Here is a 23,778-nt window from a genome sequence, read left to right as displayed (position 1 = left end):
CTCCTTCTCATCGTTCCATATCTCGTTGTTTACTTCGCTGCCACTTTTCCAGCAGCCGGATAATCGTGTCCTGCATCTGCTTCGGCGTATAGGATTTCGGGAAATACTTCCGAAGAACCTCGTTTTTAATCGTCACATGGTCAAGCTCATCCTTTTTGATTTCATTCATCACTTCACACATGGCATCCAAGGTGCAGTCGCCCTCCTGCGAGAGCTTTTTCAATCGCTGTGCCTGCGACAGGGATGGGGATGCCTGTGCATAGTCCATTGCCTCCAGAAATTCTTTCTGTTCGGACGGTTTCAGGTAAGACAGCTCTACCGCCGGATTAAAGGCGATTTTCTTCTCATCCACCATGTCCAGAATTTCTGGAATCAGGTTGGTAAGGCGGATAAAACGCTGAACTTGCGTTTTACTTTCGTTCGCATCATCAGCTAACTGGTTCACAGCCCACGACTTCTGACCAACTTGGTCAGAAGTTAAATCTCCGCGTTGTCCCTGATGCTTCATCGCTTCCAACTTCATCTTGTAGGAAAACGCTCTCTCGCTGGGAAGGATATTTTCCCGCTGCAAGTTGCTGTCCACCATAAAGATGATTGCTGCATCATCGTCCATTTCCTTGACGATGACCGGCACCGTCTCCAAACCTGCCAACTGCGCTGCATGAAGCCTGCGGTGTCCCGAAAGGATTTCAAATCCGCCTTCCGGGTCAGGCCGTACAATCAGCGGTGATACCACACCGATCTGCTTGATGCTCTCCACGGTCTGTTCCATCAGCTCATCGTCCAGCACCTTAAAGGGATGACCTTCAAAGGGATGCAGGTCAGAAAGCGGCATCTCCGTCCGCTTCTCCTTAGCCGCAGCGTCGGCAGCTGAGCCACTGCGGTTTTCTGTTGTAATACTGGTTTTTGCTTTTGCCATTCAGCTTCTTAACCTCCTTCCAGCGGTGATAGATGTCATTCTTACCTGCGAAAAACGCCTTTTTTGCCTTGCACTTCATAAATCAAGTACCTCCTTAACGACCTGCTGTTTTTCTTTTCCAATGCTCTTCCTGCGGTCCTCTCCGCTGATTCGCACCGGCGTACACATTTCCAAAATCCTGCTGTAAATCCGGGCGTATGCCACATCCTCCGGATTGCGGATTTCAGCAATCTTCAGATTGGTTGTGATAATGACCGGAAGTCCGGACTTGTACCGCTCATCGATAACGGCGTAGACCTGCTCCAGCGCATATTCGGTGCTGCGCTCAATTCCCAGATCATCCAGAATCAGCAAAGAATAGTTGGAAAACGAAGCGATATACCGGTATCGCTCTTCCGAATACATGGCTCCCATCTGATTCAGGATTTTGGAGAAGTTCGTCATCAAAACCGGAATGCCCTGTTCCAACAGAGCATTTGCTATACATGCCGCCACAAAGGACTTTCCAGTTCCGACATCTCCCCATAACAAAAGGCCAAGGTTTTCAGCCTTGACCTTTTTCCACTGCTCCACATAGCGTTTTGCCATCTGGATATCCTTGTTGTCTTCTGCAACGGCAAAATTCCATTCCAGAAGATGCTTTTCCTGAATCCCCGTTGCTTTCAGCTGTCTGATTTTACGCTGCCGCTCCACCAGCTCATCCTGGCGTTTCTTTTCCGCCATTGCCTCCTGCTGGCATCTGCAAAGGCAGGGAACAATCCTGTCTCTGCCCCAGAGCTTTACCCTGCACTGCACCGGCGTGTGGCAATTCCGGCAATACAGCAGTCCGTCCTCGCCCTGGTATTCCCGCTCTCCGGGTTCTTTCGGCGTAAAGAGCGAATCCAACGCCGCATTCAAAATTTCAGGCACCATGTCGCTCATAGGCTGTCTCCTTCCTCAAATGTGTAGTCTGCCGGGTTATACTTCGGCTTTTCTCTCTTTGCCCAGCTCCGGATTGTGGCAAGGTGATTTTTGTAGCTCCTGCCGGTGGAGGCCATATACTCAGAGAGCCGTTCAACCCGCATCTGATAATCTCTTGGGAACTCCTGCCGGAGCTTACTGTATTCCGTGTCAGAAAGAAGGACATTTTCGTATGAGCCATACCGGTGCTGGATTTCCTTCTTCTCTCTTTTATTGATTGTTTCAGTACTTGTTCTATTAGTACTTAATTGCGCGGGATTTTCCGTAACCGGTGTGTCCGTATCCGGATTTACCGTATACGGCTTTTCCGTACACGGTGATTCCGAACACGGCTTTTTCCTTGGCATCTCATAAATCACATACTCCGCTCTGCCCATCCGACCGTTACTCTCACGCTGCTGGTTCCTTTCCAGATACCCAAGACGCTCCAGCTCTTTTAGAGCCGTAAGCACCCCATCTACGCCATCCGGCGTAATCGAAGATAACCCCCGTACCGAATAGTTCCATGTGTCCGGCAAACTGAGCAGCATAGAGAGAAGTCCTTTCCCTTTCAGGCTGAGACCCTGATCGCGCAGGTGGTAATTGCACATCGTTGTGTAATTGCTGTTCTTCTCAACCCTGAATACCGGCATGGTGCTCACCATCCTTTTTCGCAGGCTCCGCTTTTTTCTTCGGACATTTGCGCGGACGATCTTCGCTGTCCTCCCGGCGATGGTATTTGCCGGTATCCTGCATCATGCGTTCAAACGCCTGAAGGCGTCCCTCTGTAAAAAGCGTCATTCGACCACACCCCATTTCTTAAACAACTTGAAGAGATGATTCTTTCCCTTGCAGGTCACTCTCGTCTGCTGCACCAGTTTTCCGCTTCTGCCGTAGCAATCCCGGACAATAAAATAGCCCCTTGCAGATTTGTCTGCAAAAGGCATCAGCCAGCCACTCGGACTGCGGTACAGATAGCGATGATCCAGTAAGAGAGCCACTGCCGTCTTCTCCGGGATTCCGATTTCCTTACAGAAATTCCGGATGCAGGTACAATCCTCCGAGTTCACAAAGGTGTCGAAGTAGTCTGCCTTGGGCTGTGCCGCATCCAGCTGTTTGCGGATACCCTCAAGCTGCTCCCTCTCGGCTACAAGCTCCTGTGCCAGGGTGTAGATGACCTCCGGATGCTGAATCACCTGATCCAAAATGGAATCGCTCATATACACACCATGCTTGCGGATAGAAGGGAGAACTTCATCAAACACCCAGTGTTCAAATCGTTCTGCCGATGGCAGCTTGCTGTGAACGATCAGCCGGTAAACATCACCTTCTGTGATAAAGGCGATTTCAACGACCTGCTCTCCAGCATCCCCATACTGATTCACCTTCTGAACGACCCCCTCACGTTTCGTTAGGGGGCCTCTGCAATGGCGTCTCACTGCAGCGTAGGGATTCACATACCCCAACGCTTTCGCCACGTCGCTTGCACAGAAGAATGTCTTGCCTGCCTCCTGAAACAACCGGATCGAACCAAACTCTTGGTTCTCGAACACCTCCGTCATCTGCCTCGACTGTCCGCCATAACTGCCCACATCGGTGTCATGGGTCTTCTGATTGAAATCCGTCATACCTGTTACCTCCTACTCAAATTTGTCTCGCCGGATTTCAGGCGAAAAAAAAAATAGAGCCTTGACCCATTCTCGTTTTCAAAGAATGAGCCAAGGCTCTATGTAAATCAGTCAAGTATGTGTTCGTCCGTCGATGGCAAAATTGGACTTCATTTGCTCCTATTGTCCACCAGTAATTTAACCCATAAGAGGTCAAAATGGGCTTGTCCACCAGTAATTTGACCACTATAAACCCATAAATTTCCGTTCAAATTCCATCAAAACCGAACAGTCCAGGCAGAATTTTGGGTATAGAAAAAGCCCGGAAAATAGCGCATTTCCGGGCTTTTTTAGCATTTTGAAGTTGTCGATTATCGCTTGCTGAACTGCGGTGCGCGACGAGCGGCTTTGAGGCCGTACTTCTTACGCTCCTTCATACGAGGATCGCGGGTCAGGAAGCCAGCCTTCTTCAGAACAGAACGATTCTCATCGCTCTGCTGCAGCAGGGCGCGGGACAGGCCGTGGCGGATAGCGCCAGCCTGGCCGGAAACACCGCCGCCGGAAACGCGGACGACGACATCGTACTTGCCCTCCAGGCCCAGCAGGACCAGCGGAGAACGGACGATCAGCTTCAGGGTCTCCAGACCGAAGTAGTTGTCGATATCACGATCGTTGATGGTGATCTTGCCGGTGCCGGTGTAAACGCGAACGCGGGCAACGGAATCCTTACGACGACCAGTGCCGTAGAAATAAGGTTTGGTTTCGTACATGTTCGATTGCCTCCTTCTTAGAACTCGATCTTCTCGGGCTTCTGAGCTGCGTGAGCGTGCTCGGCACCCTGGTAGCAGTGCAGACGGGTCAGAGCCTTAGCACCGATGGTGTTGGAAGGGATCATGCACTTGATAGCGTAGGTCATAGCCAGGTCGCTGTTCTCAGCCATCAGCTTGCTGTACTGGACCTTCTTCAGGCCGCCAATGTACTTGCTGTGGGTGATGTGGAACTTCTGCTCAGCCTTCTTGCCGGTCAGAACTGCCTTGTCGCAGTTGACGACAACGACGTAATCGCCGCAATCGACATTGGGGGTGTAGTTGACCTTCTGCTTGCCGCGCAGCAGAACAGCGGCCTCAGCAGCGACGTGACCCAGGCTCTTGCCGGTTGCGTCGAGCAGATACCACTTGCGCTCGACTTCAGCGGGCTTTACGAGAGTAGTGCTCATATCTATTTCCTCCTGATAAGTGTTTGGTACGATTCAGGCACCTTTGGGGCGCGAGTGTCAGTATACAACACAAAAAAGCGCCTGTCAACATCTTTTTGCGATTTTTTCAGTGGAAATTTTTATACCTCTCAAAATCTCTTGAATCCTCTCAAAATCTCGTGTTTTCTAAAATCTCATTTTCAAAAAGTTTTTCAGTCTCCGGGCGGCAAATTTGCCCCGGCGGCGCTACAATTTTGCCGCCAAGTGTGTTATACTATATAAGATATTGTAAAAAGGAGATTTTTCCCATGCCGAAAGACATTCACACGCAGGATTCCTCCCAGCAGCGGGCCTCCAGGCTGCTGCTCGCCATGGGCGTGATCGTGCTTTTGGGTGCGCTGGCCTACTTTGGGCTGACACTGGCCGTCAACCGCCGCACTCCCGCCAACCCCGACACCCACTTTGATGCGGAGAACGGCATCTCGGTGGATTACGAAAGTGCCGTCTGGCCCGTCTGTCAGATGACCGAGGATGCCGCGCTGGGCCATGCGCTGCAGCTGGCTTCCGGTGAGGACAGCGCCAACGCCAACTATCAGGTGGTGCTGTTCCAGCGGGGTGACAAAGCCACTTACGAAGATTTCATCGGCCAGTCGGAAGCCGACCTGAAAGCAGCCTACGGTGTCATCAGCCCCCGCAAGGTCAAGCTGCAGGTGGAGGGTGCCACGGTCACTGCCGTGCGCTGTGATATCCAGGCCTACTACGCCGTGCTGGCCACCATCGAATATGACAGCGGCGATGTGGTCTATGTCTCCGGCCTGACCAAACTGGCCTCCATCAGCGATATCGTCAATCTGGTGGAAAGCGTGAGCCTGACATGAGCGATCCACACGCCATGCAGCGGCTCTGCGGCCTGATGCGTAAGGCCGTACAGGATTACGAGATGATCTCCCCCGGTGATAAGATCATGGTAGGCGTTTCGGGCGGCAAGGACAGCGTGGCCCTGACCATCGGGTTGGCCCAGCTGCGCCGTTACCTCGGCTTTGATTATGAGGTCGTGGCCGTCACCCTTGACCCGCAGTTTGACCACCAGGCTGTGGATTACAGCCCGCTGGCGGCGTTGTTTGCCCGGTATGGGGTCCCCTACGAGGTGCGCCGCACCGAGATCGGCCCCATCGTGTTTGAATACCGAAAGGAAAAGAACCCCTGTTCCCTCTGCGCCAGGCTGCGCCGGGGCGCGCTGCACACGGCGGCGCAGGAGCTGGGCTGCAATAAAGTGGCACTGGGCCACCACCTCGATGATGCTGTCGAGACCTTTTACATGAATCTCTGGCGGGAGGGCCGCATTGGCTGCTTCTCCCCGGTCACCCAGCTGGACCGCCGGGGCCTGACCCTGATCCGCCCCATGCTGCTGGCCACCGAACACGAGGTGCGCTGTGCGGTAAAGGAGGAGGAGTTCCCTGTTGTCAAAAGCCGCTGTCCCGCCGACGGTGTGACCGTGCGGGAGCAGACCAAGGATTTTGTCCGGGAACGCTGCCGCACCGACCACGCCTTCCGGCAGAAAACGCTCCATGCTCTGCAGGAGAGCGGCATCGACGGTTGGCGGCCGGTCCATACAGGACGCACATCCAATCCATCCCCAAAGGAGGGAATGCATCATGCAGATGCAGAACTTTGAAAAACACGTCTGGGCTGAGATCGACCTCGATGCCCTGCGGGCCAACTTCCGCACCGTAAAGCAGCGGGCAGGCAGCCTGCCCCTGTGTGCCGTGGTCAAAGCCGACAGCTACGGCCACGGTGCCGTCCAGTGCGCCCGGGTCTTTGCGCAGGAGGGCGCTTCCTGGCTGGCTGTCAGCTGCCTGGCTGAGGCCCTGCAGCTGCGCAGGAGCGGCCAGACCCTGCCCATCCTCATTCTGGGCCATGTGCAGCCCACATATGCTGCCGCCCTCATCCGGGACGATATCACCGCGGCCTGCTATTCCCTGCCCCAGGCCCAAGCCCTGAGCGAGGCCGCGCAGGCCGCCGGGGGCCGGGTCAAAGTGCATCTGGCTGTGGATACCGGCATGGGCCGCATCGGCTTTGCTCTGCGCACCGATTTTGATGCTGCCATTGCCGAGGCCATTGCCGCCTGCACCCTGCCCGGCCTGGAAATGACCGGCCTGTTCCAGCACTTCTCGGTGGCCGATGACACCGCCGAGGAAAACATTGCCTACACCGCCGAGCAGCACCGGCTCTTTGTGCAGGCCTGCAGCGCCCTGACGGCAGCCGGGCACGAGCCCGGCATCGTCCACTGCGACAACTCGGCCGGTGTGATGCTCCACCCGGACTGGCCCGAGGGCCTGCCCCGGGCACACTGCATGGCCCGCCCCGGCATCATCCTGTACGGCTTTGACCCCAGCGATGAAGTCCGCTTCGGGCTGTTCCGCCCGGTGATGAAGCTCAAGACCGTGGTCAGCATGGTCAAGGTGCTGCAGCCGGGCCAGTCCACCAGCTATGGCCGCCGGTTCACAGCAGAGCGGCCCACACCGGTGGCCACCCTCTGCACCGGCTACGCCGATGGCTACCCCCGCCAGCTCAGCTGCGGCAAGGGCATCGTGGAGATCCACGGCACACCCTGCCCGGTGCTGGGCCGGGTCTGTATGGATCAGATGATGGTGGATGTCTCCGCTGTGCCGGGCACGGTGCAGGAGGGGGACGAAGCCATCCTGTGGGGCGGCACTGTCAGCGACAGTGCGGAGGACATTGCCCGCAAGACCGATACCATCACCTACGAGGTGCTCTGCGGCGTTTCCCGCCGGGTGCCCCGTGTTTATCTGGAACACGGCACCACCGCTGCCGTGGAGGACTGGATCCTGAACGACTAACACACTCTCCCGGAGGAATTACATGGCAAGAGACAACATCCGAAATTTCTGCATCATTGCACACATCGACCACGGCAAGTCCACCCTGTCGGACCGCATCCTGGAGCTGACCAAGAGCGTGGACGAGCGCATCATGGAGGATCAGATCCTCGATAACATGGACATCGAGCGGGAGCGCGGCATCACCATCAAAGCCCGCGCCGTTACCCTGAACTACACTGCCAAGGACGGCAACACCTACGAGTTCAACCTCATCGACACCCCGGGCCATGTGGACTTTGCCTACGAGGTCAGCCGCAGTCTGGCCGCCTGTGAGGGTGCCATTCTGGTGGTGGATGCCACCCAGGGTGTGGAGGCCCAGACGCTGGCCAACACCTACATGGCGCTGGAGCATGATCTGGAGCTGGTGCCCATCCTGAACAAGATCGACCTGCCCAGCGCCCACCCGGACGAGGTGGCCCAGGAGGTGGAGGATGTGATCGGCCTGCCCTGCATGGATGCGCCCCGCGTCTCTGCCAAGACCGGCCTGAATGTCGATCAGGTGCTGGAGCGGGTGGTCAGCGATATCCCCGCACCCACCGGCGACCCGGACGCTCCCCTCAAGGCCCTGATCTTTGACAGCATCTACGACAGCTACAAGGGCGTTATCGTCTACATCCGCGTGTTCGAGGGCACCGTCAAGCCCGGCGACACCATCAAGATGATGGCCACCGGGGCCGAGTTCACGCTGGTGGAGGTGGGCCACATGGGTGCCACCAGCCTGACCCCCTGCAGCCAGCTGCAGGCCGGTGAGGTCGGCTACCTGACCGCCAGCATCAAAACCGTGCAGGACACCCGCGTGGGCGATACCGTCACGCTGGCAGACCGCCCCACCCCGGAGGCCCTGCCCGGCTACCGTCAGGTCAAGCCCATGGTGTTCTGCGGCATCTACCCCGCCGACGGTGCCAAGTACCCCGACCTGAAGGACGCGCTGGAAAAGCTGCAGCTGAACGACGCTTCCCTGACCTTTGAGCTTGAGACCAGTGCCGCGCTGGGCTTTGGCTTCCGCTGCGGCTTCCTGGGCCTGCTCCACATGGAGATCATCACCGAGCGTCTCGAGCGGGAGTTTGACCTGGATATCATCACCACCACCCCCAGCGTCCGCTACCGCCTGACCATGACGGACGGCACCGTGGAGATGATCGACAACCCGTCCAGCTACCCGGACCCCTCCAACATCGTCAAGCAGGAGGAGCCTTTTGTGGATGTCCACCTTTACACCCCCAACGATTACGTGGGTGCCCTGATGGATCTGTGCCAGCAGAAGCGCGGCGTGCTCATCGACATGAAGTATCTGGACGATGTCCGCGTGGACCTGCACTACGCCCTGCCTCTGGGCGAGATCGTCTACGACTTCTTCGATGCCATCAAGAGCCGCAGCCGCGGTTACGCCAGCTACGACTACGAGTTCAAGGAGTACCGCGAGAGCGATCTGGTCAAGCTGGACTTCCTGCTGAATGGCGACCCCGTAGACGCACTCTCCATGATCGTGTTCCGGGACAACGCCTACGCCAAGGGCCGCCGCATCTGCGAAAAGCTGCGGGACAACATTCCCCGCACCCTGTTCGAGATCCCGGTGCAGGCCGCCATCGGCGGCAAGATCATCGCCCGTGAGACCGTCAAGGCCATGCGCAAGGACGTGCTGGCTAAGTGCTACGGCGGCGATATCTCCCGCAAGAAGAAACTGCTGGAAAAGCAGAAGGAAGGCAAAAAGAAGATGCGCCAGCTGGGCAGCGTCTCCCTGCCCAGCGAAGCCTTTACCGCTGTGCTGAAGCTGGACAGCACGGATGATTAAATAAAAAGATGTCAAACGTCCCCCTGCACCGTTCAAACCGCAAACGGCGCAGGGGGACGTTTCATATCCCGATATTTTCAGTTCAGGCCCTTGAACCAGTTCAGGCTGTCCTTGATGCCGTGCATGGAGTCCTGAATGATCCGGCCATAGATGTAGATGCTGTATGCCGCCGCAACGACCTGCACAAAGGCCTTGCCGCACTCGATGCCAAAGGCCAGATAGGGCTTTGCCTTCTGCCAGTAGGGGCGGATCTGATCCTTCAGCTCCCCCACCCAGGCAGGAGCGCCGCCGGAGACCTGCTCCAGCTCCTCAGCGGGAATGACGGTGCACTGCGCCGGAAATTTTAAGTTCTGCTGCATGTCCGCTCCTCTCAAAGTGCCAGGCTTGCCAGCAGCACCAGAACAACGCTTCCGGCCGCCAGCCCCATCGTTGTAAGAAGGGTGTCCGGGTCTACCTCTTTTTCCTCCACCACTTCCGCGCTGCCGCCGTTGGCAGACCAATGGGCATAGACGGTGGTATCCGCACCAAACGCCGTATCGTTGGCTTTGACCTGCACATCAATGGGAAAACCGGTGACATCATCCGTACCAGAGGTGTACCAGCCATCAAAGGTGTAGCCCTCCATGCTGGCACCGGGCAGGCTGCCCAGTTTGCCCTCGTCATTGGTGCGCTCTGCGGCAGAGGTACAGGTGCCGCCGTTGGCATCAAAATAGATAATGACCTTTGCCGCAAAGGCGGTGGGGGTACACAGGCAGACCGCCAGCACACAGGCCAGCCCCGCCAGCATCCGTTTGAACTTCTTCATCCTGCGCTCTCTTTCCGGCTCAGCGTCAGACGCTGTAGCCCTGTGCCTTGATGACATCCACCACCTGAGAAACGTACTTCTGGCAGGTATCATGGTCAGGGGCCTCCACCATCACGCGGACTACCGGCTCAGTGCCGGACTCCCGGACAAGGATGCGGCCGGTATCGCCCAGTGCCTCGGCCACCGCCTTGACAGCGGCCTGCACAGCGGCATCGTCCTGTGCGGCCTTCTTATCGGTCACACGGACATTTTCCAGCACCTGCGGGTAGATCTTCAGCGGGGCGGCCAGCGCACTCAGAGGCTTCTTCTTGGCCAGCATGACCTCCATCATCTTCAGGCTGGTCAGGATGCCGTCACCGGTGCTGGCGTACTTGGAGAAGATGATGTGGCCGCTCTGCTCACCGCCGATGCGGCAGCCGTTCTTGGCCATATACTCGTAGACATACTTGTCGCCCACGGCAGTCTTGGCGTAGCCGATGCCCTGCTCGTCAAAGGCCTTGTACAGGCCAAAGTTGGACATGACCGTGGTAACGACGGTATTGGTCAGCAGTTTGCCGCGCTCCTTCATGTAGCAGCCGTAGATGTACAGGATGTGGTCACCGGTGATCACATTGCCCTTTTCGTCCACGCAGAGGCAGCGGTCTGCATCGCCGTCATAGGCAAAGCCCACGTCCAGACCCTTTTCCACCACAAACTTCTGCAGGCCCTCGATGTGGGTGGAACCTGCGTTCAGATTGATGTTCAGGCCGTTGGGCTGGTTGTTGATGACGTAGGTGTCTGCGCCCAGCGCATCGAACACGCTCTTGGCAATGTTCCAGCTGGCACCGTTGGCGCAGTCCAGACCCACCTTGATGCCCTTGAAGGAGTAGATGCCCAGACTGATGAGGTAGCCCATGTAGCGGTTGCGGCCTGCCACATAGTCCACGGTGCAGCCGATGTGCTCCCGGTGGGCAAAGGGCAGCTCCGGCCAGTCCTGATCAAAGACATGGAGCTTGCCGTCGATGTAGTCCTCCACCAGCAGCAGGGTCTCCTCGGGCATCTTTTCGCCGTAGCAGTCGATCAGCTTGATGCCGTTGTCGTAGAACGGGTTATGGCTGGCGGAGATCATAATGCCGCAGTCAAAATCATCCACGCGGGCAATGTAGGCCACGCTGGGGGTGGTGGTGACGTGGAGCAGGTAGGCATCCGCGCCGGAAGCGGTCAGGCCCGCCACCAGGCTGTACTCGAACATGTACGAGCTGCGGCGGGTGTCCTTGCCAATGACGATGCGGGCAGGCTCATTGTTGCCGTTGCGCTCCCGCAGTGCATTATAATACCAGCCCAGAAAACGGCCCACCTTGTAGGCGTGGTCGGCAGTCAGGTTCACACCGGCCTCGCCACGGAAGCCGTCGGTACCAAAATATTTTCCCATGATCCTCTTCTCCTTCTATTGCAACGTTACGTTTTCTCTTATCCCTGAGAGCGCTCTCTCCTTGCTCTTACTCTTTATAATAGCATAAAATCGGAAAAGAATCCATGGGTTTGGGCATTCTGTGCAGCCCATCGGAAGTCAACCATTAAATTCTACAAAAATTCAGAAAGATTTCTGTTCATTTTGAAACAATACAAATAGGCCGTCAAGGTTTCACTTTTCTTGCAGCCAACCTTTGATCTATTCTGTTCGCCGTATTTTCTTTATTACCACGCTTTCTTTTGGGGTGTGGTGTTGCACTTTTCTTACATGGCTATGCCAAGTTCATTCAAACACTGTTGGAACATGATCGCGCTGCTCTTGTACCCGAAGATTTTTCGCGGGTACTCATTGATCCACTTCTCTGTCTCCGCCAACTGCTCTTTGGAAACCTTTGAAAAGTCCGTACCTTTCGGGTGCTTCCTGCGAATCATGCCGTTGACGTGTTCATTGCTGCCGCGCTCCCATGAAGAATAGGGATGGCAGAAGTAAACCTTTGTCCGCGGGATCGTCTTGTTGATGCACGACCGTTCCAGCATATCCGCCGCCGCAAATTCTGTGCCATTGTCAAACGTGATGCTCTTGAAGATCAGCCGGAACTTCCTTGCGCCCAGCTTCCTTTCCAGCGCGTCAACCGCTTTCACAATGGTTTCTGCCTTGCGGTTCGGAACTCCTATTATAATCTCGTTGCGCGTCTTGCGCTCCGTCATGGTGAACAGTGCACAGGTCGTCTTTACTTTTCCCTTGCCGCTATACACCGTGTCGCCCTCCCAGTGTCCGAACTCCTGCCGTTCTTTCACTTCCGGGGGCCGCTGTTCGATGCTCTCCCCCGCCGGGGCGCGAGCAGCTTCTTTCTTGCAGACTTTCTTATATGCCTGCTTGTGTTTCCCGTGCCGGGGCAGTTCTTCTTGAGTGAGATTCAGGAACAAGCCTTTCTTTATATAGTGGTATACCGTCTGCACAGAAACGCTCGTCTTGAACTGCTTGCCCTCCTGCTGCGCATATCCGAACACCGCCGCCGGGCTGCACTCTTTGTTCAGGATCGTGGTTTCGATGTAGTTTGCAAGCTCGTGATCCTTGCCGATTTTCAGGGCTGGGCCTTTGTCCCGCAGGTGCGCTTGGTATTTCTGCTCCGCAATGTCCGGGCTGTACGCGCTCACAAACTCCCATGTATCGCCCACCAGCCGCTGATACTCCCCGCGGTGTAGCTCATTGTACACCGTGGAGATATGCACCCGCAATTTGCTGGCAATGTCCTTTGGTTTCATGCCCTCGTTCAGCCACTTCTCGATCCGAAGCCGGTCTGTCCATGTTAGATGTTTGAATCTTCGCACGTTATTTTTCCTCCTTTCTTTGTCGCTTTGTTTCGCATTTCAAATGTAACCGACTTTTGGCGTTTTGTCAACGGTGCCACCGCAGGGCAACAAAAAAAATCCCCGCCAGCGATCCGGGTAGGATCACCAGCGGGGATGTAGTTTAGCTCAGTCGTCCCGGATGGGGAGTGCCTTTGCTCTCATATACAATTCAGTTCCGGTTCCGTTACCTCCCAGAGCGTGATAACTCTTATAGAGGTATTCAATGTTCTTCAAACCGGGCAGGTCGATGTACCCTTTCTCGATGTAATGGGTACACGCCTGATATAGCCGGTCGTGGAGAATTGCCAGCAGACCGTTTTTGATTGCCTTGTTTTCCTCTTTCTGCGCCTTGATCTTCTTGGAGAGATTACGGTATGCAGCGGTCAGACCTGCCGCCACGATGCCGAAAAGCCATTGCGCCCAGTATTTGACGATAAATTCCAGCATCGTTTACTCCTTGCGATTCTTGTTGTCCTCCCCCACGTTACCGAAGTGGGCCACAGTAGTGGTTTCTGCGGATTTCTTTTCCATGTAATCTTCGAGCTTCTTCTTGGTGAAGTTGAACACGATCTGCACGATCCAGTCCAGCGTCCGCTCATTGATCGCCCAGTCCAGCCAGTCGGGGGTATACCCACGCAGTACGGCAATGACGTGAGCTTTCTTTTCTGCGCCCGCGCCGCTACCGAACTTTTCTTCTGCATTGACGATCCACTTGTACACGGTCTTTGCGACAACAAGGCCATAGCCCAGACGTACCGCTGCCAGTGCCGTGACCACAAGGCCGACCACCATAAAGATGACAGCCAGCCATTCAGGGAATGCCATCAGAAAAACTTTCAGAATGTTCTCCATACTGTTTTCCTCCTACTCTTAACCAACCCAACGGCTCTTTACCGCACGGGTGTCGATATGTACCCAACCAGCAGGGCGACCGTTCTTCACGGGATAACGTCCAATGCCGCCGGTATCTTTCAGCAGAGTTTCGGCGTAGGCCGCAACCGTTTCTACGGCCACGCCCTGCACTCGAATATCTGCCGCCATGCCGTAGCAATGCTGGCTATACGTTGCGCCCTTGACCGCCTTGTTGTGGGCGGCAGTGCGATATGCGCTTGTGATCGTCACGGCTTTTCCGAAGTGATCCCGGATATTCTGCAACAGCTTCACAAGAGCATCATCAATAAAGATGGGATCAGTCCCATCCTTACAACGGAACTCTTTCACGGTAAAGTTTGCAGACAGTTTCTTGCCCCCATCCTTTGCCAGCGAATATGCGTTAATTGCCATTTTCTTTTTTTCCTTTCCGGCTCAATGCCTTACCACAGCCGCCCGCGCAGCACTCAGCGTACAGCACGGCAAACTCTCCGCGTTCTGCGGTCGTGTCTACTCCCGCCGCTTCCAGCTTACCGAGCAGCGTTTCGCACAGATCAGGCCACTTTCTTTCCATCGTTCTTTCCTTTCCAGAGCGTTTCCTCTGGGTCTGTCTTTCCGTACTTCCGTACAGCATCAAGATAAATCTGGTTCAGCCGCCACCGTAGACTCTCACTCTCCGTGTGTTCCAGCAGCCCCTTAATACTGGCAACACGGCGTTTGAACGCTTCTTCATCCATCTGCCCGGAAGCGTAAAGCTCTGATATTTTCTTGACCTCCCGTTTCAACCGGCCAACCGTGCTTTTGCGCAGCTTCATGTAGGTGGGCCAAATGCGCACACCAACAAACTCCACGCCCATCCGCACCGGTCGGATGCAGGTTTTATTGTTCAGGTCAAGCTCCAACTCTTCATGCAGGAATGTTTCGATCTTCTCTTTCCACTCGTGCAAGGTTTCCTTGTTCTCCCCAAGGATTACAATGTCGTCCATGTACCGGATGTAGTAGTGGATTTTCAGAACGTGCTTGCAATACTGGTCAAGTTCGTTCATGTAAATATTGGCGAAGAGTTGAGAAGTGAGATTGCCTATCGGCATCCCCACATCGTACAACCATTCCTCCGGCGGGGTATCTTGCGGGGCTTTGCCGCGGGGCAACCCGAACGGCTCTGCTCTGCTGTTTACCACGCTTCCGAGGAACTTCATCAACTCCGGGTCTTTGATACGCTTTGCCAAAATTTTCAGTAGCTTCGCATGGTTCACACGGTAAAAGAACTTGCTTATATCCAGTTTCAGGTAGTACCATCCCGGCCCCGGTTTCCGGTCTACTTGCCGCATCCAGTATTGTAACCGTGCTGCGGCCTTGTGGCTTCCCTTGCCTTTGCGACAGGCATAGGAGTCCTCAATAAATAGCCGGTCGTAAATCGGATTGAGGTATTGGTACAGTGACCATTGCACGATCCGGTCAGGGTATGGCAAGGCCATCACTAACCGCTTCTTCGGCACGGACACCCACAGTTTCCGGTATGGGCCGAGCGGACAGTCCACGGCGATCATCTGCTCTTGAATCTGAAACAGATTGTGTTCCAGATTTGCAGTAAACGCCAGCACTTCCGCCCGGTATCGTTTGTCCTTGCGGGCTGAGTGGTCAGCTTCTACGAGGTATTCAAACTCGCAGATCACATTCCACGCATTTTGAATCGTGTTTATTTCGTTTGGCATTTCTGCCCTCAATTCCACCGCGCCGCGCGTAGCGTTTCCGTTTTCGCGGCAATACATATTTTTTCCGGTCGTGCTGACCGGAACGGAAACGGATTCCTTTAGACCCACACACCGACTGCGACCCGTAGATCACAGCCCCCATATCCGGCGTGGAATCCCGCCGAACAAAAATGTTCTTGTGGTGTAAAGCGGAACGGCCCCCGTTGTTCGTCCACGAATTAGAGCGCGGATTGTTGAGGTTCAAGTTGAACACGCCTGCACTCTCGCCATTGTTCCAGTTGCCGCCGCGGATCGGACACGCCGTAAATAACCCGTTCCCGTATGAAAACGGCAGGCTTTAGAGCGAAGCAATGTAGCCGCCCAACAGCCTGCCTATTTCATCGTTGAATTTCGCCCACGTTTCATACTGGTGCATCGTCAAGGGCGGCGGGTACTTGCCCCCGTGTAAATCCTTACTCGCCGCCAGCCGGACAAACTTTCTCAATACGGCCAGCTCCACGTCCATATTTTGCGTGGTGGTCTTTTTGAAATATCGCCGGTCTATCTCAACGCTGTACCGGAGAATTGCCAACATACTTCTGCGAAGTTCATCAGCCAGCTCACGGTCTTTCCGAGGAAAGCTCATTGTGAGCGGGTAGCCATAGTCAACCATTTCTCCGATTTTCTCCGCCAAATGGAACGGTTCAGGCTTTTTCTTTTTGTCGCCCTGCTGGGGCGGTACTTCGGCTTCTGCGTTCGGCACAGTCAACACCTCCAAAAATCAGCGCGGCGGGCCGCTGGCCCACCGCGCCTTATGTTCTATTTTTGCTTTGGTCTGCGCTACCGCGCAGCCCGTCAGCTTATCAGGCTTCAGCGGGCAGCTTTACAAAAGCGGAACGGCCCCCGCCGTCCGCCCACGAATTAGAGCGCGGATCGCTGAGGCTCAAGCTGAACACGCCTGCACCCTCGCCATCGTCCCAGTCGCCGCCGCGGAACGGACACCGCTCGTCAGCGGCATTGTTCGCCCAGAAGTTATCGTTGCCATAGGTTGTATCAATACCATCGCCGGTCAGGGCGGTGTCCGGCATCAGGGCAAGGGACATAAGGATCAGCTTCGCGGCATCGCCCACGCTGGATGCGGCGGTAGTGTTCTTGAACAGCGCACCACGGCTCTCGTCCTTGGAATCGCTGATCGTGGTGTCCCACTCCCAGTGACCGCCGGTGTAGTTCAGCTTTACGGTTCCGGTAGTCGTTCCGTTGCCGTCCGGTGCAACCAGAGAGCCGTCACTGGCCTTGATTGCCCGCCATGCGCTGCTGGATGCACTGTTGCTCACGCTGTTGTCGGCGGCGTTGTTGTTGGGGATGATCTGCAACTCGCCCTTGACCAGACGCAGACCGATGCACCACTCCCAAATATTACCGTTCATGTCCCAGATGCCGTCCATGCGCCCGTTGTGGCTCCACGTCAGCGGGCCAGTGCCGGTACGGACGCGGGCGGTCTTGCCGTTGTCCTGCACACCGGGGACAGGGATTGCTTCGTAGTAGGTTTCGGAGCTATCCTTGCCGTAGTTGTTGTTGCCTTTCGGCTCACAGCCGTGCTTGTGACACCACAGCGCGACCGCCGCCCACTCTGCATTGCTGATCTCGTGCCAGCCCGCGCCCTTGGCGTTGGTCTGGGTCACAAACCAGTCAAGCGGATGGGACACGGTGGGATCTTCTGCGGGCAGGCTGTATGCGCGGCCAGTGTCGGTGCAGGTGCTCTGATACTTGCCAAACCAGAAGCCGTCAATCTCCTTGCCGTTCACGATGAACGCCGGGTGAGTTTCGGTGCTCTGGGTGGACAGCACATCGCACAGGCGGAACTTCGGGATAAACACATGGATGGACGGCATTTCCTTGTCGTCAAAGAGCAGGTCATTGGTGGGGAATGCAGTCTGCACCGCAAGGCGGGTAGCATCAAAGTTAGTTGCCATAGTTTTTTCCTCCCTTACAGAATGTCAAAATCTTCGATAGACCACAGGCGCAGGGTCACGTCGTCGGTGTTCAGCGGCTTGGCCTTGCGCTCGATGTGGGTCTTGTGGGCGGTATCTTCCGCCGTGGTGTCCTCTGCTGCTTCGGTTTCACCCTCCACAGCTTCGGTCATGGTAGCGTTTTCGGCTTCGCCCTCAACCTCCACGTCCTCATACTCGATTGCGGGGATTTCTACCTCTGCGACATAGAAGCGGCTGTCGCTGCCGTCGATCAGCAGATTGCCCTCGGCATCGCCGGTGATGGTCTTGGTCACAGGGTAGTCACGCTGGTACTTGGCAAGGTTCATGGTCAGAGTGCCGTCTGCGAAGTCCAGCTTCGTGCCGCGCAGCTCATACTCAACCTTTCTGCCCTCGTTCAGTTCGATAACATTCATCAGTTCATACCTCCCGTTACTCTCACAACGACCACGACGGTCTGAGCAGAGCCGTCATGTTTCAGCTTGAAACCGTTGGTCAGCTTACCGGACACGGTAATGTCCCCCAGCCGCCCGCCGGTGTAGCTCTTAACGTACACGTCCACGCCATAGTTGGCATTCTTTCGGGTCTTTGCCAGTCCCACGCTGACCTCGTTGATCCCGAACGGCCACTTGCTGCCGTTTTTCAGCGTCACCTCTTTGACTTCTGCCGCCACCTCCGGTTCCAGCGCAGACAAGCGGCTGTTCTGCTGCGTGTCGGTGTTCTTCATGCTGGCAATGTCCGTAGTGTGACTGCCGGTGGTCTTTTCCAGTGCGGCCAGCCGGGTGTCCTGCTGGCCGTTCAGGGTCTTGATGCTGGCAATGTCGGTGTCGTGGCTGTTGCTGGACGTTTCCAGCACACCCAGACGACGACCGAACCAGAGCAGCATAATGTGGATGATGTTCGCCGCCATGTTGGAATCAGAGATACCAACCTCCATACGGTTGAACTGATCCTGTTCCAGCAATGTACCCTGCTGGATAACCTTGCCGTCCTGATCCTCAACATGGTTGCGCCAAAAGGTTCTCTTAAACATCAGCATTTTCTTCTATCCCTCCTTGCTCAGAAAGTCTTTTCCAGTTCTGCGTTTGCTTCCGCCAGCCGCAGCACTTCGGGTTCGACCTCGATCAGCGGGAACGTAAACCGCAGCAGACCGGCATTGATGCTGTCGCGGGACAGGCTCACGCTCTGGCTCCCGGCCAGCACACCGTTGTTGTCGTAGACGCGCACACCGGTGATTGTGTCCTTTGCACCGGAACTCGGTGCATTGACATAGACCACCACGGCAGTCCCGGCAATCTCCTTGCTGTTGATCTCGCCGTCAACCCAAGTGCTCTTGTTGAGCTGGTACTGGAAGCGAGTGACCGCCCGCAGCAGTTCAGCACGGCGGTTATTCAGAAAATTATCCGTAAAAAAAGCCATCCTCTTTCTCCTTTCTCTGCAAAAGAAAAAGCCCTTGCGGGCTGTTGCAGCTTGTTACAGGTAGGTCTTGCCGCAGACACGCGGCGTGATCTTGAACGCTTCGACTTTCACCTGACCGCCCGCCGTGGCCGCTGCGCTGGTTCCCAGCGTTGCCGCGCTCGGCTTTGTGCCGGTGGTCGAATCGCCCGCTTCTCCCGGACTTCCGGTGAATGCTTCCACTCTGGTTTCAGAGTAAAGCGGCATATTGGCGGTGTAGCCCTTTGTGCTGGTAACGGGCAGGTCGCCGGTCACGCCGCTACCGGTTTCCGCCGGGGTGATGGAGTAGCCATCCACCGCCGGGGTGGTTTGCAGCTCTTGTCCTGCGCTCCAACCTTTCGTCGCCACCTCCGGGATTGTGCCGGTGATTTTCGGGAACGCAAGGAACACTCCGGTGTTCGCCGCTGCGTCCAGCTCTGCGCCGGTCGAGTAGCCCAGTTGGGCGGGTTTCCAGTATGTTCCGCAGTACGGAATACCGCACTCCGGCACTTTGTAAGCCATGCACTCCACCGTCACGCCAACGCCGATGCTGTGCCGCACCATGTAGCTGATCTGTTCAAGGTGAGCAGACAGGCGTTTGGTGTAGCCCAGCAAGTCCTCCATTTCCCGGATGGTGTGATACTGCGCCGCCGCTTCCGTAATGTTGACGTTCAGCCGCCAGAAGCCCGGAGTGCCGCCGTAGTCGAACCACTCTTCTACCTCGGAATCAGGGTACACGGCACTTGCCTGTTCCCGGACGGCCTTGACCGTACCGGCGTACCGCTGAATCTCAATCGCCGTTCGGACGATTCTCCGCTTCGTTTCCACGTCGGCGGTGGAGTCGTACCACTCGATTTTGAGGTAAACGGCCATCTGATCCAGCACGCCCTCGTCGCAGGTGTCCACTTCGGAGAACGTCATGCCGGTGTCGAGATATTCAAACATCCGGTCTTGCAATTCTCCGTAGACAGCGGACAGGACTTGCGCCCACGGCTGTTCTGCAACAATCCGCGGCAGGCCGTCCGTGATCCTTGCGTCCCGCAGGTTAATCATCCTCGATACCTCCGTAGATGATCGTCGGCGTTCCGCTCAGTTTCGGAATCTGCACAACGGCTTTTCCCGAATCCATGCCGTTCTCGATCACCTTATCGACCGGCTGGCGCAGCTCCACTCGCTTCACGCCAGCGGCCCGCAGGCGGGCGATCAGCTCCATCGGGTTAATGTCACGACCAATGGAACGCTGCCACTCCTGAAATTCCTCCACCGCTTTTGCCACGCTCTCCTGAACAATGCTTGCGCCTTTGGAATTTCCAGAGCCGATGTAATAGGTGAAGTCGATGGAATATTCCACCTCTTCCGGTGCTTTGCAGATTACGCGGTCTGTCATAGGGCGGCGGGCTTCGTTCATCAGATACGTTTGCATTTCGCTCATATCCTTTTCGCTCGGCATCTTGCCGCCGGTCAGCATGAAGAAAATGTACACCGTGCAGGCCACGTCCCGCGGGCTGACAGCGATTGCGCTCTCTACGTCCGACCGAAACGACATAGCCCAGAACTCGTAAGCGTCCTTTGGGCCAGCGCAGGAGTAGGTCGTGGGAGAAAGCCAGATTCTACGGGTCAGGCTGTCGTCGCTCTCCACGTCTGCGCCGCCGCTGCTGGTGTCGGTGTTCTCCACCGCCGCCACATACGGAATGGCATCAACCAGTGTATCAACAACACCGGGCGGAATGTCGTTGCCGCCCGCGCCTACCACTTCGGCCTGTGCCAGCACATCCACATAGGTCTTGCCAATGTCGATCTGTGCATAGTCCATTGTGGCAAAATAAACCCCCGCGGCAGTTCTGACGCGGGTTCCTTGCGGGATCATGGCAACGGTTTTCTGAACGGCAGACAGCGTAAAGCGAACCGTCACCGTTGCATAGGTTGCCGGGGTGCGCTTCACGCCAAACGGCAAGCCCATGTTGTCCAGCTCTGCGCCGGTCGCTGTTTTCAGCAGCGCACAGCGGGTGCGCTTCTCCGCAATCTGAATCATCATGTAGTACAGCTCCGTCATGCTTTTCAGGGTAAGCATAATCGGGTCTGCTTTGTTCAGGGGCGGGGCCGTACCGTTCACGGCCTTATAGTTCCGGGTATAGATTTCCGTCACCAGATTGCTTACATCCTGCAACGTAAGGTTTCCGGTAACGCTGTACTCCGGTATATCGGCAAACTCGGCAATGTTAGACAATCTGTACCACCACCTTTGGCCGGATGCGTCCTTGCTGGCTGTGGCTCGTTTCATACTCCACTTCCAGCACTTCCGCCCGCGGCTCGTACTTCTTTGTTTTGCGAATGATCTCTGCCGTGAGCATCGCCTGTGCAGCTTCGGCGGGCAAACTCAAACATTCCATGTTCAAGCCAAACTCCCGGTCAAGGGCTTGTTCTCCCTCTTTGCTGCCATAGAGTGTCAGCAGACAGTTGTAAATATCCAGTTCTTCGGTTTTGCCAGACGGCTCAATCTCAACGTCGAAGCCGCCAAGCGTCATAGTTTCCATATCGTCGCTCACGGTGCGTATTCCTCCAACGTCAAAGTAACCTTACCGTCTTTCAGTCCCCAGAAACGATGCACCGCACCCCATCCCGTCGTCACCTTTGTCAACTTGAACGGATTCTGCGACATAGGTTTGTTGTTCAGGATGAAGTAGTCAATCGTTCCAGCTTCACAGTGCTTCATGAGTGCGTCAAAGATTTTGCGCGGGTTCACGCCCAGCTTTGAAACCAACTGGATTTCAAACTGGTACGACTTCAAACCCGGCCCCGTGTACTCGCTCTTGTCTTTGCCGCCGATTACACTGTGCGTGGCCCAGTTGCTTGATGTACTCCCGGTGATATTGTCAGGTGTCAAGACGCGCCAACTTGATACCGTAAATATCAGTCCCGCATAGCATCCAATGCTTCCCCATGCCATAGGATCACCCCCTTACGGTGTCGGAGTTCCGGTTTCGCCAGCAACAACATACGGGCCAGCCGTGGCCGCACCAGAATGAGTGTGCTTGTGGTTTACCAGAGAAATGCCGTTGATCTTGCAATCGCCGGAGCCACCAGAGATATTCACGGTCGATCCCTTGATGTTCACCGTCGTTCCGTTGAAGTTCAGCGTAACGCCCTTGATCTCAACCGTTCCGTTCTGACACACCTTTACGGTGGAACTTCCCACCTTGAAAGTCATGTCACCCTTGACGGTGTACTCCACGTTCTTCCCAACGGTTTCTTTCACATTGCCGTCGATGGTTTCCGTGTAGTCGCCGGTGTCGCCGTCGTACTGCTCAAATGCTTTTCCCTGCTCGTCGTTGTAGTCGTGCCGGTAGCGGCCTTTCTTGCCCTCGACGGGCTTGTTGTCCTCATTCCAGATCGTGCCGATGCACGTTCCCATTTCCTGACTGTCGGAGTTGTGGAGGACGCAGACCAGCTTGCCTACGACCGGCATCCGGTACATGGCATTGGAAACCATGCAGATTTCATCCGTGACCGAATCGGCGCGATCCTCGTATGTAACCTCAATGGTTCCGTCCTCGTAGTTCACCTTGGACACAGATCCAATTCGGATAACGCTGCTCATGCTGTTACCCTCCCACTCTGCTTGCAGAAACTTTCGTCACCAGACCGGAAGATTTGTTCAGCGTGTGGCTCACGGTGTCCATGTAATACTTCCCGTTCAGTTTTCCTAGTCCCTTTATATTGATGCACATGGTCGAACACAGACTCAGGTTTCCCATCGTCGAAAAAGAAATGGTCGTGGCCGAATGGTTCTTGTTGTCGATGGCCGCTTGAAGCTGCCTTTTTGCGTCCGCTTCGCTGGACGCATACTGGTTCAGTTTCAGCATCCTGTCGGCAGTACCGATTGTGACCTTGATGTTGACTTTCTTTTTTTGGTTCGAGTAGGTGAACTCTCCGCCGGTGTACGTCCCGGAAAGCGTTGTGTTCCAGCTCAAAGAGTTAGGCACAATGTCCGCCGGGGTAAAGGTTGCTACTGCATCCTTTTTCTTGTACTGCTCACGATCAAAAATCCAGATTTTGCTCCGGTAGGTTTTGAGGATCAGGCCATAGGTGCTGCAAAGTTTTTGCAGGAACGAACTATCCGTGTCGTCCTGCTCTTTCAACGCAATGTCCACGTCCTCTGCATCCATGCTGCACCCCAGCCCGTACCGGTCGGCAATGGTCTGAGCGATGCGCTTGATGGAGGTCTTTTTCCAGACGCACTCTTGTTTTTTTTCGTGAAAGCTCGTTCCGTTCGGACGGGCCACCGCGCCGATGGTCAGCACACACGGCCCAGCGGAATAGCTGAGATCGTCCACCACCAGCGTCCCGCAGTCAAGCGGGGTGCTGTCACCCTGCACGATCCAGTTTTTCGTGCAGAGTGTCGGGTGTAGCACAGCTTCCTTATCCGGCAACCACGAGTTGATCCACTTATTATCCACCGCGTTTACCTTGATGGAAATGCTGTCGCTCGAATCTGCCCCCCGGTCGTTATAGGTGAAGCTCTCCACATCCCCGGAAATGTCCCCGGAAATATCGGTGTCGTTGTACTCCAATTTCAGGATCGTTTTTCTGGGCTGAATCGCAATCATATATATCACCACCTACCTTTTCCACGGCGGCAGGTTATCGTTTGCCGCCACCTCTTCTTCAATGTCCGGCGTGACTAGCTCAACGCCGGAATCGAATCTGTAAATCTCGATGTACTCCCGGTTTGCGGCCATCAGCACATCGGCTTTCAGCTCGTCACCGTAGACGGTTTTCGCAATGCCGTCCCAAGTGTCGCCGCTCTTTGTCGTGTACGCCATCAGG

General features: G+C 55.7%; 32 protein-coding genes. 4 read left to right on the top strand and 28 right to left on the bottom strand.

Annotated elements, in window-relative coordinates; translation table 11 throughout:
• Positions 1-7 precede the first annotated feature (7 nt).
• The 7 genes from D3F01_RS08880 to rplM all read right to left on the bottom strand — a co-directional run bounded on the left by D3F01_RS08880 (position 8) and on the right by rplM (position 4,681).
• Positions 8-919, bottom strand: coding sequence for a ParB/RepB/Spo0J family partition protein (locus tag D3F01_RS08880; RefSeq protein ID WP_117526361.1), 912 nt, complete (start codon positions 917-919; stop codon positions 8-10).
• A gap of 75 nt (positions 920-994) precedes the next feature.
• The gene (locus D3F01_RS08875; RefSeq protein WP_117526360.1) at positions 995-1,840 is read right to left on the bottom strand and encodes an ATP-binding protein; all 846 of its coding nucleotides are present in this window, start codon (positions 1,838-1,840) and stop codon (positions 995-997) included.
• On the bottom strand, positions 1,837-2,511 hold the full coding sequence (locus tag D3F01_RS08870; RefSeq protein WP_117526359.1) for a helix-turn-helix domain-containing protein: 675 nt from the start codon (positions 2,509-2,511) through the stop codon (positions 1,837-1,839). Before D3F01_RS08870 ends, D3F01_RS08875 begins: the two co-directional genes overlap by 4 nt.
• The gene (locus D3F01_RS08865; protein ID WP_009532276.1) at positions 2,492-2,659 is read right to left on the bottom strand and encodes a hypothetical protein; all 168 of its coding nucleotides are present in this window, start codon (positions 2,657-2,659) and stop codon (positions 2,492-2,494) included. The genes D3F01_RS08870 and D3F01_RS08865 overlap by 20 nt, the downstream gene beginning before the upstream one ends.
• Positions 2,656-3,486: a phage antirepressor KilAC domain-containing protein gene (locus D3F01_RS08860; protein ID WP_117526358.1), complete on the bottom strand. Its 831-nt coding sequence runs from the start codon at positions 3,484-3,486 to the stop codon at positions 2,656-2,658. Before D3F01_RS08860 ends, D3F01_RS08865 begins: the two co-directional genes overlap by 4 nt.
• A gap of 350 nt (positions 3,487-3,836) precedes the next feature.
• A complete protein-coding gene (rpsI, locus tag D3F01_RS08855) occupies positions 3,837-4,235 on the bottom strand; it encodes a 30S ribosomal protein S9 (protein WP_005929995.1) in 399 nt (132 codons plus the stop codon).
• Between the two features lie 17 nt (positions 4,236-4,252).
• Complete coding sequence (gene rplM, locus D3F01_RS08850; RefSeq protein WP_242888016.1) at positions 4,253-4,681, bottom strand: 50S ribosomal protein L13; 429 nt, start codon at positions 4,679-4,681, stop codon at positions 4,253-4,255.
• A 287-nt stretch (positions 4,682-4,968) separates the two neighbouring features.
• Here rplM and D3F01_RS08845 point away from each other — a divergent pair, with 287 nt between their 5' ends.
• The 4 genes from D3F01_RS08845 to lepA are packed head-to-tail and all read left to right on the top strand — an operon-like array spanning position 4,969 to position 9,355.
• Complete coding sequence (locus D3F01_RS08845; protein ID WP_097772909.1) at positions 4,969-5,538, top strand: hypothetical protein; 570 nt, start codon at positions 4,969-4,971, stop codon at positions 5,536-5,538.
• A complete protein-coding gene (locus D3F01_RS08840) occupies positions 5,535-6,335 on the top strand; it encodes a tRNA 2-thiocytidine biosynthesis TtcA family protein (RefSeq protein WP_242888013.1) in 801 nt (266 codons plus the stop codon). Before D3F01_RS08845 ends, D3F01_RS08840 begins: the two co-directional genes overlap by 4 nt.
• Entirely contained in the window at positions 6,316-7,521 is a 1,206-nt protein-coding gene (alr, locus tag D3F01_RS08835) for an alanine racemase (protein WP_242888010.1), read from the top strand. Before D3F01_RS08840 ends, alr begins: the two co-directional genes overlap by 20 nt.
• Before the next feature lie 22 nt (positions 7,522-7,543).
• Entirely contained in the window at positions 7,544-9,355 is a 1,812-nt protein-coding gene (lepA, locus tag D3F01_RS08830; protein WP_242888007.1) for a translation elongation factor 4, read from the top strand.
• A gap of 77 nt (positions 9,356-9,432) precedes the next feature.
• Here the strand turns inward: lepA and D3F01_RS08825 are convergent, their stop codons facing one another.
• The 21 genes from D3F01_RS08825 to D3F01_RS08725 all read right to left on the bottom strand — a co-directional run bounded on the left by D3F01_RS08825 (position 9,433) and on the right by D3F01_RS08725 (position 23,774).
• The gene (locus tag D3F01_RS08825) at positions 9,433-9,714 is read right to left on the bottom strand and encodes a hypothetical protein (RefSeq protein WP_215697921.1); all 282 of its coding nucleotides are present in this window, start codon (positions 9,712-9,714) and stop codon (positions 9,433-9,435) included.
• 11 nt (positions 9,715-9,725) lie between these two features.
• Entirely contained in the window at positions 9,726-10,160 is a 435-nt protein-coding gene (locus D3F01_RS08820) for an InlB B-repeat-containing protein (protein ID WP_181967142.1), read from the bottom strand.
• A 25-nt stretch (positions 10,161-10,185) separates the two neighbouring features.
• Positions 10,186-11,571 (bottom strand): phosphoglucosamine mutase, encoded by a 1,386-nt coding sequence (gene glmM / locus D3F01_RS08815; protein ID WP_097770170.1) that lies wholly within the window; start codon positions 11,569-11,571, stop codon positions 10,186-10,188.
• Positions 11,572-11,876: 305 nt separating this feature from the next.
• Positions 11,877-12,944: an IS30 family transposase gene (locus tag D3F01_RS08810; RefSeq protein WP_120020109.1), complete on the bottom strand. Its 1,068-nt coding sequence runs from the start codon at positions 12,942-12,944 to the stop codon at positions 11,877-11,879.
• Positions 12,945-13,091: 147 nt separating this feature from the next.
• The gene (locus D3F01_RS08805; protein ID WP_242887997.1) at positions 13,092-13,412 is read right to left on the bottom strand and encodes a hypothetical protein; all 321 of its coding nucleotides are present in this window, start codon (positions 13,410-13,412) and stop codon (positions 13,092-13,094) included.
• A gap of 3 nt (positions 13,413-13,415) precedes the next feature.
• On the bottom strand, positions 13,416-13,817 hold the full coding sequence (locus tag D3F01_RS08800) for a hypothetical protein (RefSeq protein WP_120020107.1): 402 nt from the start codon (positions 13,815-13,817) through the stop codon (positions 13,416-13,418).
• Between the two features lie 18 nt (positions 13,818-13,835).
• On the bottom strand, positions 13,836-14,249 hold the full coding sequence (locus tag D3F01_RS08795) for a D-Ala-D-Ala carboxypeptidase family metallohydrolase (protein ID WP_156075096.1): 414 nt from the start codon (positions 14,247-14,249) through the stop codon (positions 13,836-13,838).
• A complete protein-coding gene (locus D3F01_RS08790; protein WP_165853658.1) occupies positions 14,239-14,409 on the bottom strand; it encodes a hypothetical protein in 171 nt (56 codons plus the stop codon). Before D3F01_RS08790 ends, D3F01_RS08795 begins: the two co-directional genes overlap by 11 nt.
• Positions 14,390-15,658 (bottom strand): reverse transcriptase/maturase family protein, encoded by a 1,269-nt coding sequence (locus tag D3F01_RS08785; protein ID WP_242887995.1) that lies wholly within the window; start codon positions 15,656-15,658, stop codon positions 14,390-14,392. The genes D3F01_RS08790 and D3F01_RS08785 overlap by 20 nt, the downstream gene beginning before the upstream one ends.
• Before the next feature lie 229 nt (positions 15,659-15,887).
• Positions 15,888-16,292, bottom strand: coding sequence for a four helix bundle protein (locus D3F01_RS08780; RefSeq protein ID WP_120020105.1), 405 nt, complete (start codon positions 16,290-16,292; stop codon positions 15,888-15,890).
• A gap of 100 nt (positions 16,293-16,392) precedes the next feature.
• Positions 16,393-17,502, bottom strand: a complete 1,110-nt coding sequence (locus D3F01_RS08775) for a hypothetical protein (RefSeq protein ID WP_242887992.1) — start codon at positions 17,500-17,502, stop codon at positions 16,393-16,395.
• A 14-nt stretch (positions 17,503-17,516) separates the two neighbouring features.
• A complete protein-coding gene (locus D3F01_RS08770) occupies positions 17,517-17,933 on the bottom strand; it encodes a hypothetical protein (protein WP_156060161.1) in 417 nt (138 codons plus the stop codon).
• Positions 17,933-18,556, bottom strand: a complete 624-nt coding sequence (locus D3F01_RS08765; protein WP_120020102.1) for a hypothetical protein — start codon at positions 18,554-18,556, stop codon at positions 17,933-17,935. Before D3F01_RS08765 ends, D3F01_RS08770 begins: the two co-directional genes overlap by 1 nt.
• A gap of 20 nt (positions 18,557-18,576) precedes the next feature.
• Positions 18,577-18,936 (bottom strand): hypothetical protein, encoded by a 360-nt coding sequence (locus tag D3F01_RS08760; RefSeq protein ID WP_120020101.1) that lies wholly within the window; start codon positions 18,934-18,936, stop codon positions 18,577-18,579.
• Positions 18,937-18,990: 54 nt separating this feature from the next.
• Positions 18,991-20,004 carry a phage tail protein I gene (locus D3F01_RS08755; protein WP_156060159.1) on the bottom strand — a complete coding sequence of 338 codons (1,014 nt, stop codon included), beginning with the start codon at positions 20,002-20,004 and terminating at the stop codon, positions 18,991-18,993.
• On the bottom strand, positions 19,997-21,178 hold the full coding sequence (locus D3F01_RS08750) for a baseplate J/gp47 family protein (protein WP_197036967.1): 1,182 nt from the start codon (positions 21,176-21,178) through the stop codon (positions 19,997-19,999). The genes D3F01_RS08755 and D3F01_RS08750 overlap by 8 nt, the downstream gene beginning before the upstream one ends.
• Positions 21,171-21,497: a lysozyme gene (locus tag D3F01_RS08745; RefSeq protein ID WP_156060157.1), complete on the bottom strand. Its 327-nt coding sequence runs from the start codon at positions 21,495-21,497 to the stop codon at positions 21,171-21,173. The genes D3F01_RS08750 and D3F01_RS08745 overlap by 8 nt, the downstream gene beginning before the upstream one ends.
• Positions 21,494-21,898 carry a phage tail protein gene (locus D3F01_RS08740; RefSeq protein WP_120020097.1) on the bottom strand — a complete coding sequence of 135 codons (405 nt, stop codon included), beginning with the start codon at positions 21,896-21,898 and terminating at the stop codon, positions 21,494-21,496. Before D3F01_RS08740 ends, D3F01_RS08745 begins: the two co-directional genes overlap by 4 nt.
• A 12-nt stretch (positions 21,899-21,910) precedes the next feature.
• The gene (locus tag D3F01_RS08735; RefSeq protein WP_120020096.1) at positions 21,911-22,549 is read right to left on the bottom strand and encodes a phage baseplate protein; all 639 of its coding nucleotides are present in this window, start codon (positions 22,547-22,549) and stop codon (positions 21,911-21,913) included.
• 4 nt (positions 22,550-22,553) lie between these two features.
• Complete coding sequence (locus D3F01_RS08730; RefSeq protein WP_242887989.1) at positions 22,554-23,558, bottom strand: preprotein translocase subunit TatB; 1,005 nt, start codon at positions 23,556-23,558, stop codon at positions 22,554-22,556.
• Between the two features lie 12 nt (positions 23,559-23,570).
• A complete protein-coding gene (locus D3F01_RS08725; protein WP_242887987.1) occupies positions 23,571-23,774 on the bottom strand; it encodes a tail protein X in 204 nt (67 codons plus the stop codon).
• Positions 23,775-23,778: the final 4 nt, after the last annotated feature.

It is taken from the genome of Faecalibacterium sp. BCRC 81149 (assembly GCF_022750605.1).
Classification (GTDB): domain Bacteria; phylum Bacillota; class Clostridia; order Oscillospirales; family Ruminococcaceae; genus Faecalibacterium; species Faecalibacterium duncaniae.
The sequence above is the reverse complement of the archived record's forward strand: the minus strand, read 5'-3'. Positions and strand labels throughout refer to the sequence as shown.

Excerpts from the sequence above, each read along its gene's own strand:
- D3F01_RS08760 (WP_120020101.1), bottom strand. The coding sequence starts at position 18,936 with ATGGCTTTTTTTACGGATAATTTTCTGAATAACCGCCGTGCTGAACTG.
- glmM (WP_097770170.1), bottom strand. The coding sequence starts at position 11,571 with ATGGGAAAATATTTTGGTACCGACGGCTTCCGTGGCGAGGCCGGTGTG.
- D3F01_RS08795 (WP_156075096.1), bottom strand. The coding sequence starts at position 14,249 with ATGGCAATTAACGCATATTCGCTGGCAAAGGATGGGGGCAAGAAACTG.
- D3F01_RS08740 (WP_120020097.1), bottom strand. The coding sequence starts at position 21,898 with ATGGCATGGGGAAGCATTGGATGCTATGCGGGACTGATATTTACGGTA.
- D3F01_RS08755 (WP_156060159.1), bottom strand. The coding sequence starts at position 20,004 with ATGATTAACCTGCGGGACGCAAGGATCACGGACGGCCTGCCGCGGATT.
- D3F01_RS08800 (WP_120020107.1), bottom strand. The coding sequence starts at position 13,817 with ATGGAGAACATTCTGAAAGTTTTTCTGATGGCATTCCCTGAATGGCTG.
- D3F01_RS08865 (WP_009532276.1), bottom strand. The coding sequence starts at position 2,659 with ATGACGCTTTTTACAGAGGGACGCCTTCAGGCGTTTGAACGCATGATG.
- D3F01_RS08860 (WP_117526358.1), bottom strand. The coding sequence starts at position 3,486 with ATGACGGATTTCAATCAGAAGACCCATGACACCGATGTGGGCAGTTAT.
- D3F01_RS08845 (WP_097772909.1), top strand. The coding sequence starts at position 4,969 with ATGCCGAAAGACATTCACACGCAGGATTCCTCCCAGCAGCGGGCCTCC.
- D3F01_RS08880 (WP_117526361.1), bottom strand. The coding sequence starts at position 919 with ATGGCAAAAGCAAAAACCAGTATTACAACAGAAAACCGCAGTGGCTCA.
- D3F01_RS08775 (WP_242887992.1), bottom strand. The coding sequence starts at position 17,502 with ATGGCAACTAACTTTGATGCTACCCGCCTTGCGGTGCAGACTGCATTC.
- rpsI (WP_005929995.1), bottom strand. The coding sequence starts at position 4,235 with ATGTACGAAACCAAACCTTATTTCTACGGCACTGGTCGTCGTAAGGAT.
- lepA (WP_242888007.1), top strand. The coding sequence starts at position 7,544 with ATGGCAAGAGACAACATCCGAAATTTCTGCATCATTGCACACATCGAC.
- D3F01_RS08790 (WP_165853658.1), bottom strand. The coding sequence starts at position 14,409 with ATGGAAAGAAAGTGGCCTGATCTGTGCGAAACGCTGCTCGGTAAGCTG.
- D3F01_RS08870 (WP_117526359.1), bottom strand. The coding sequence starts at position 2,511 with ATGCCGGTATTCAGGGTTGAGAAGAACAGCAATTACACAACGATGTGC.
- D3F01_RS08725 (WP_242887987.1), bottom strand. The coding sequence starts at position 23,774 with ATGGCGTACACGACAAAGAGCGGCGACACTTGGGACGGCATTGCGAAA.
- D3F01_RS08805 (WP_242887997.1), bottom strand. The coding sequence starts at position 13,412 with ATGCTGGAATTTATCGTCAAATACTGGGCGCAATGGCTTTTCGGCATC.
- D3F01_RS08840 (WP_242888013.1), top strand. The coding sequence starts at position 5,535 with ATGAGCGATCCACACGCCATGCAGCGGCTCTGCGGCCTGATGCGTAAG.
- D3F01_RS08825 (WP_215697921.1), bottom strand. The coding sequence starts at position 9,714 with ATGCAGCAGAACTTAAAATTTCCGGCGCAGTGCACCGTCATTCCCGCT.
- rplM (WP_242888016.1), bottom strand. The coding sequence starts at position 4,681 with ATGAGCACTACTCTCGTAAAGCCCGCTGAAGTCGAGCGCAAGTGGTAT.
- alr (WP_242888010.1), top strand. The coding sequence starts at position 6,316 with ATGCAGATGCAGAACTTTGAAAAACACGTCTGGGCTGAGATCGACCTC.
- D3F01_RS08770 (WP_156060161.1), bottom strand. The coding sequence starts at position 17,933 with ATGAATGTTATCGAACTGAACGAGGGCAGAAAGGTTGAGTATGAGCTG.
- D3F01_RS08875 (WP_117526360.1), bottom strand. The coding sequence starts at position 1,840 with ATGAGCGACATGGTGCCTGAAATTTTGAATGCGGCGTTGGATTCGCTC.
- D3F01_RS08820 (WP_181967142.1), bottom strand. The coding sequence starts at position 10,160 with ATGAAGAAGTTCAAACGGATGCTGGCGGGGCTGGCCTGTGTGCTGGCG.
- D3F01_RS08735 (WP_120020096.1), bottom strand. The coding sequence starts at position 22,549 with ATGAGCAGCGTTATCCGAATTGGATCTGTGTCCAAGGTGAACTACGAG.
- D3F01_RS08730 (WP_242887989.1), bottom strand. The coding sequence starts at position 23,558 with ATGATTGCGATTCAGCCCAGAAAAACGATCCTGAAATTGGAGTACAAC.
- D3F01_RS08765 (WP_120020102.1), bottom strand. The coding sequence starts at position 18,556 with ATGCTGATGTTTAAGAGAACCTTTTGGCGCAACCATGTTGAGGATCAG.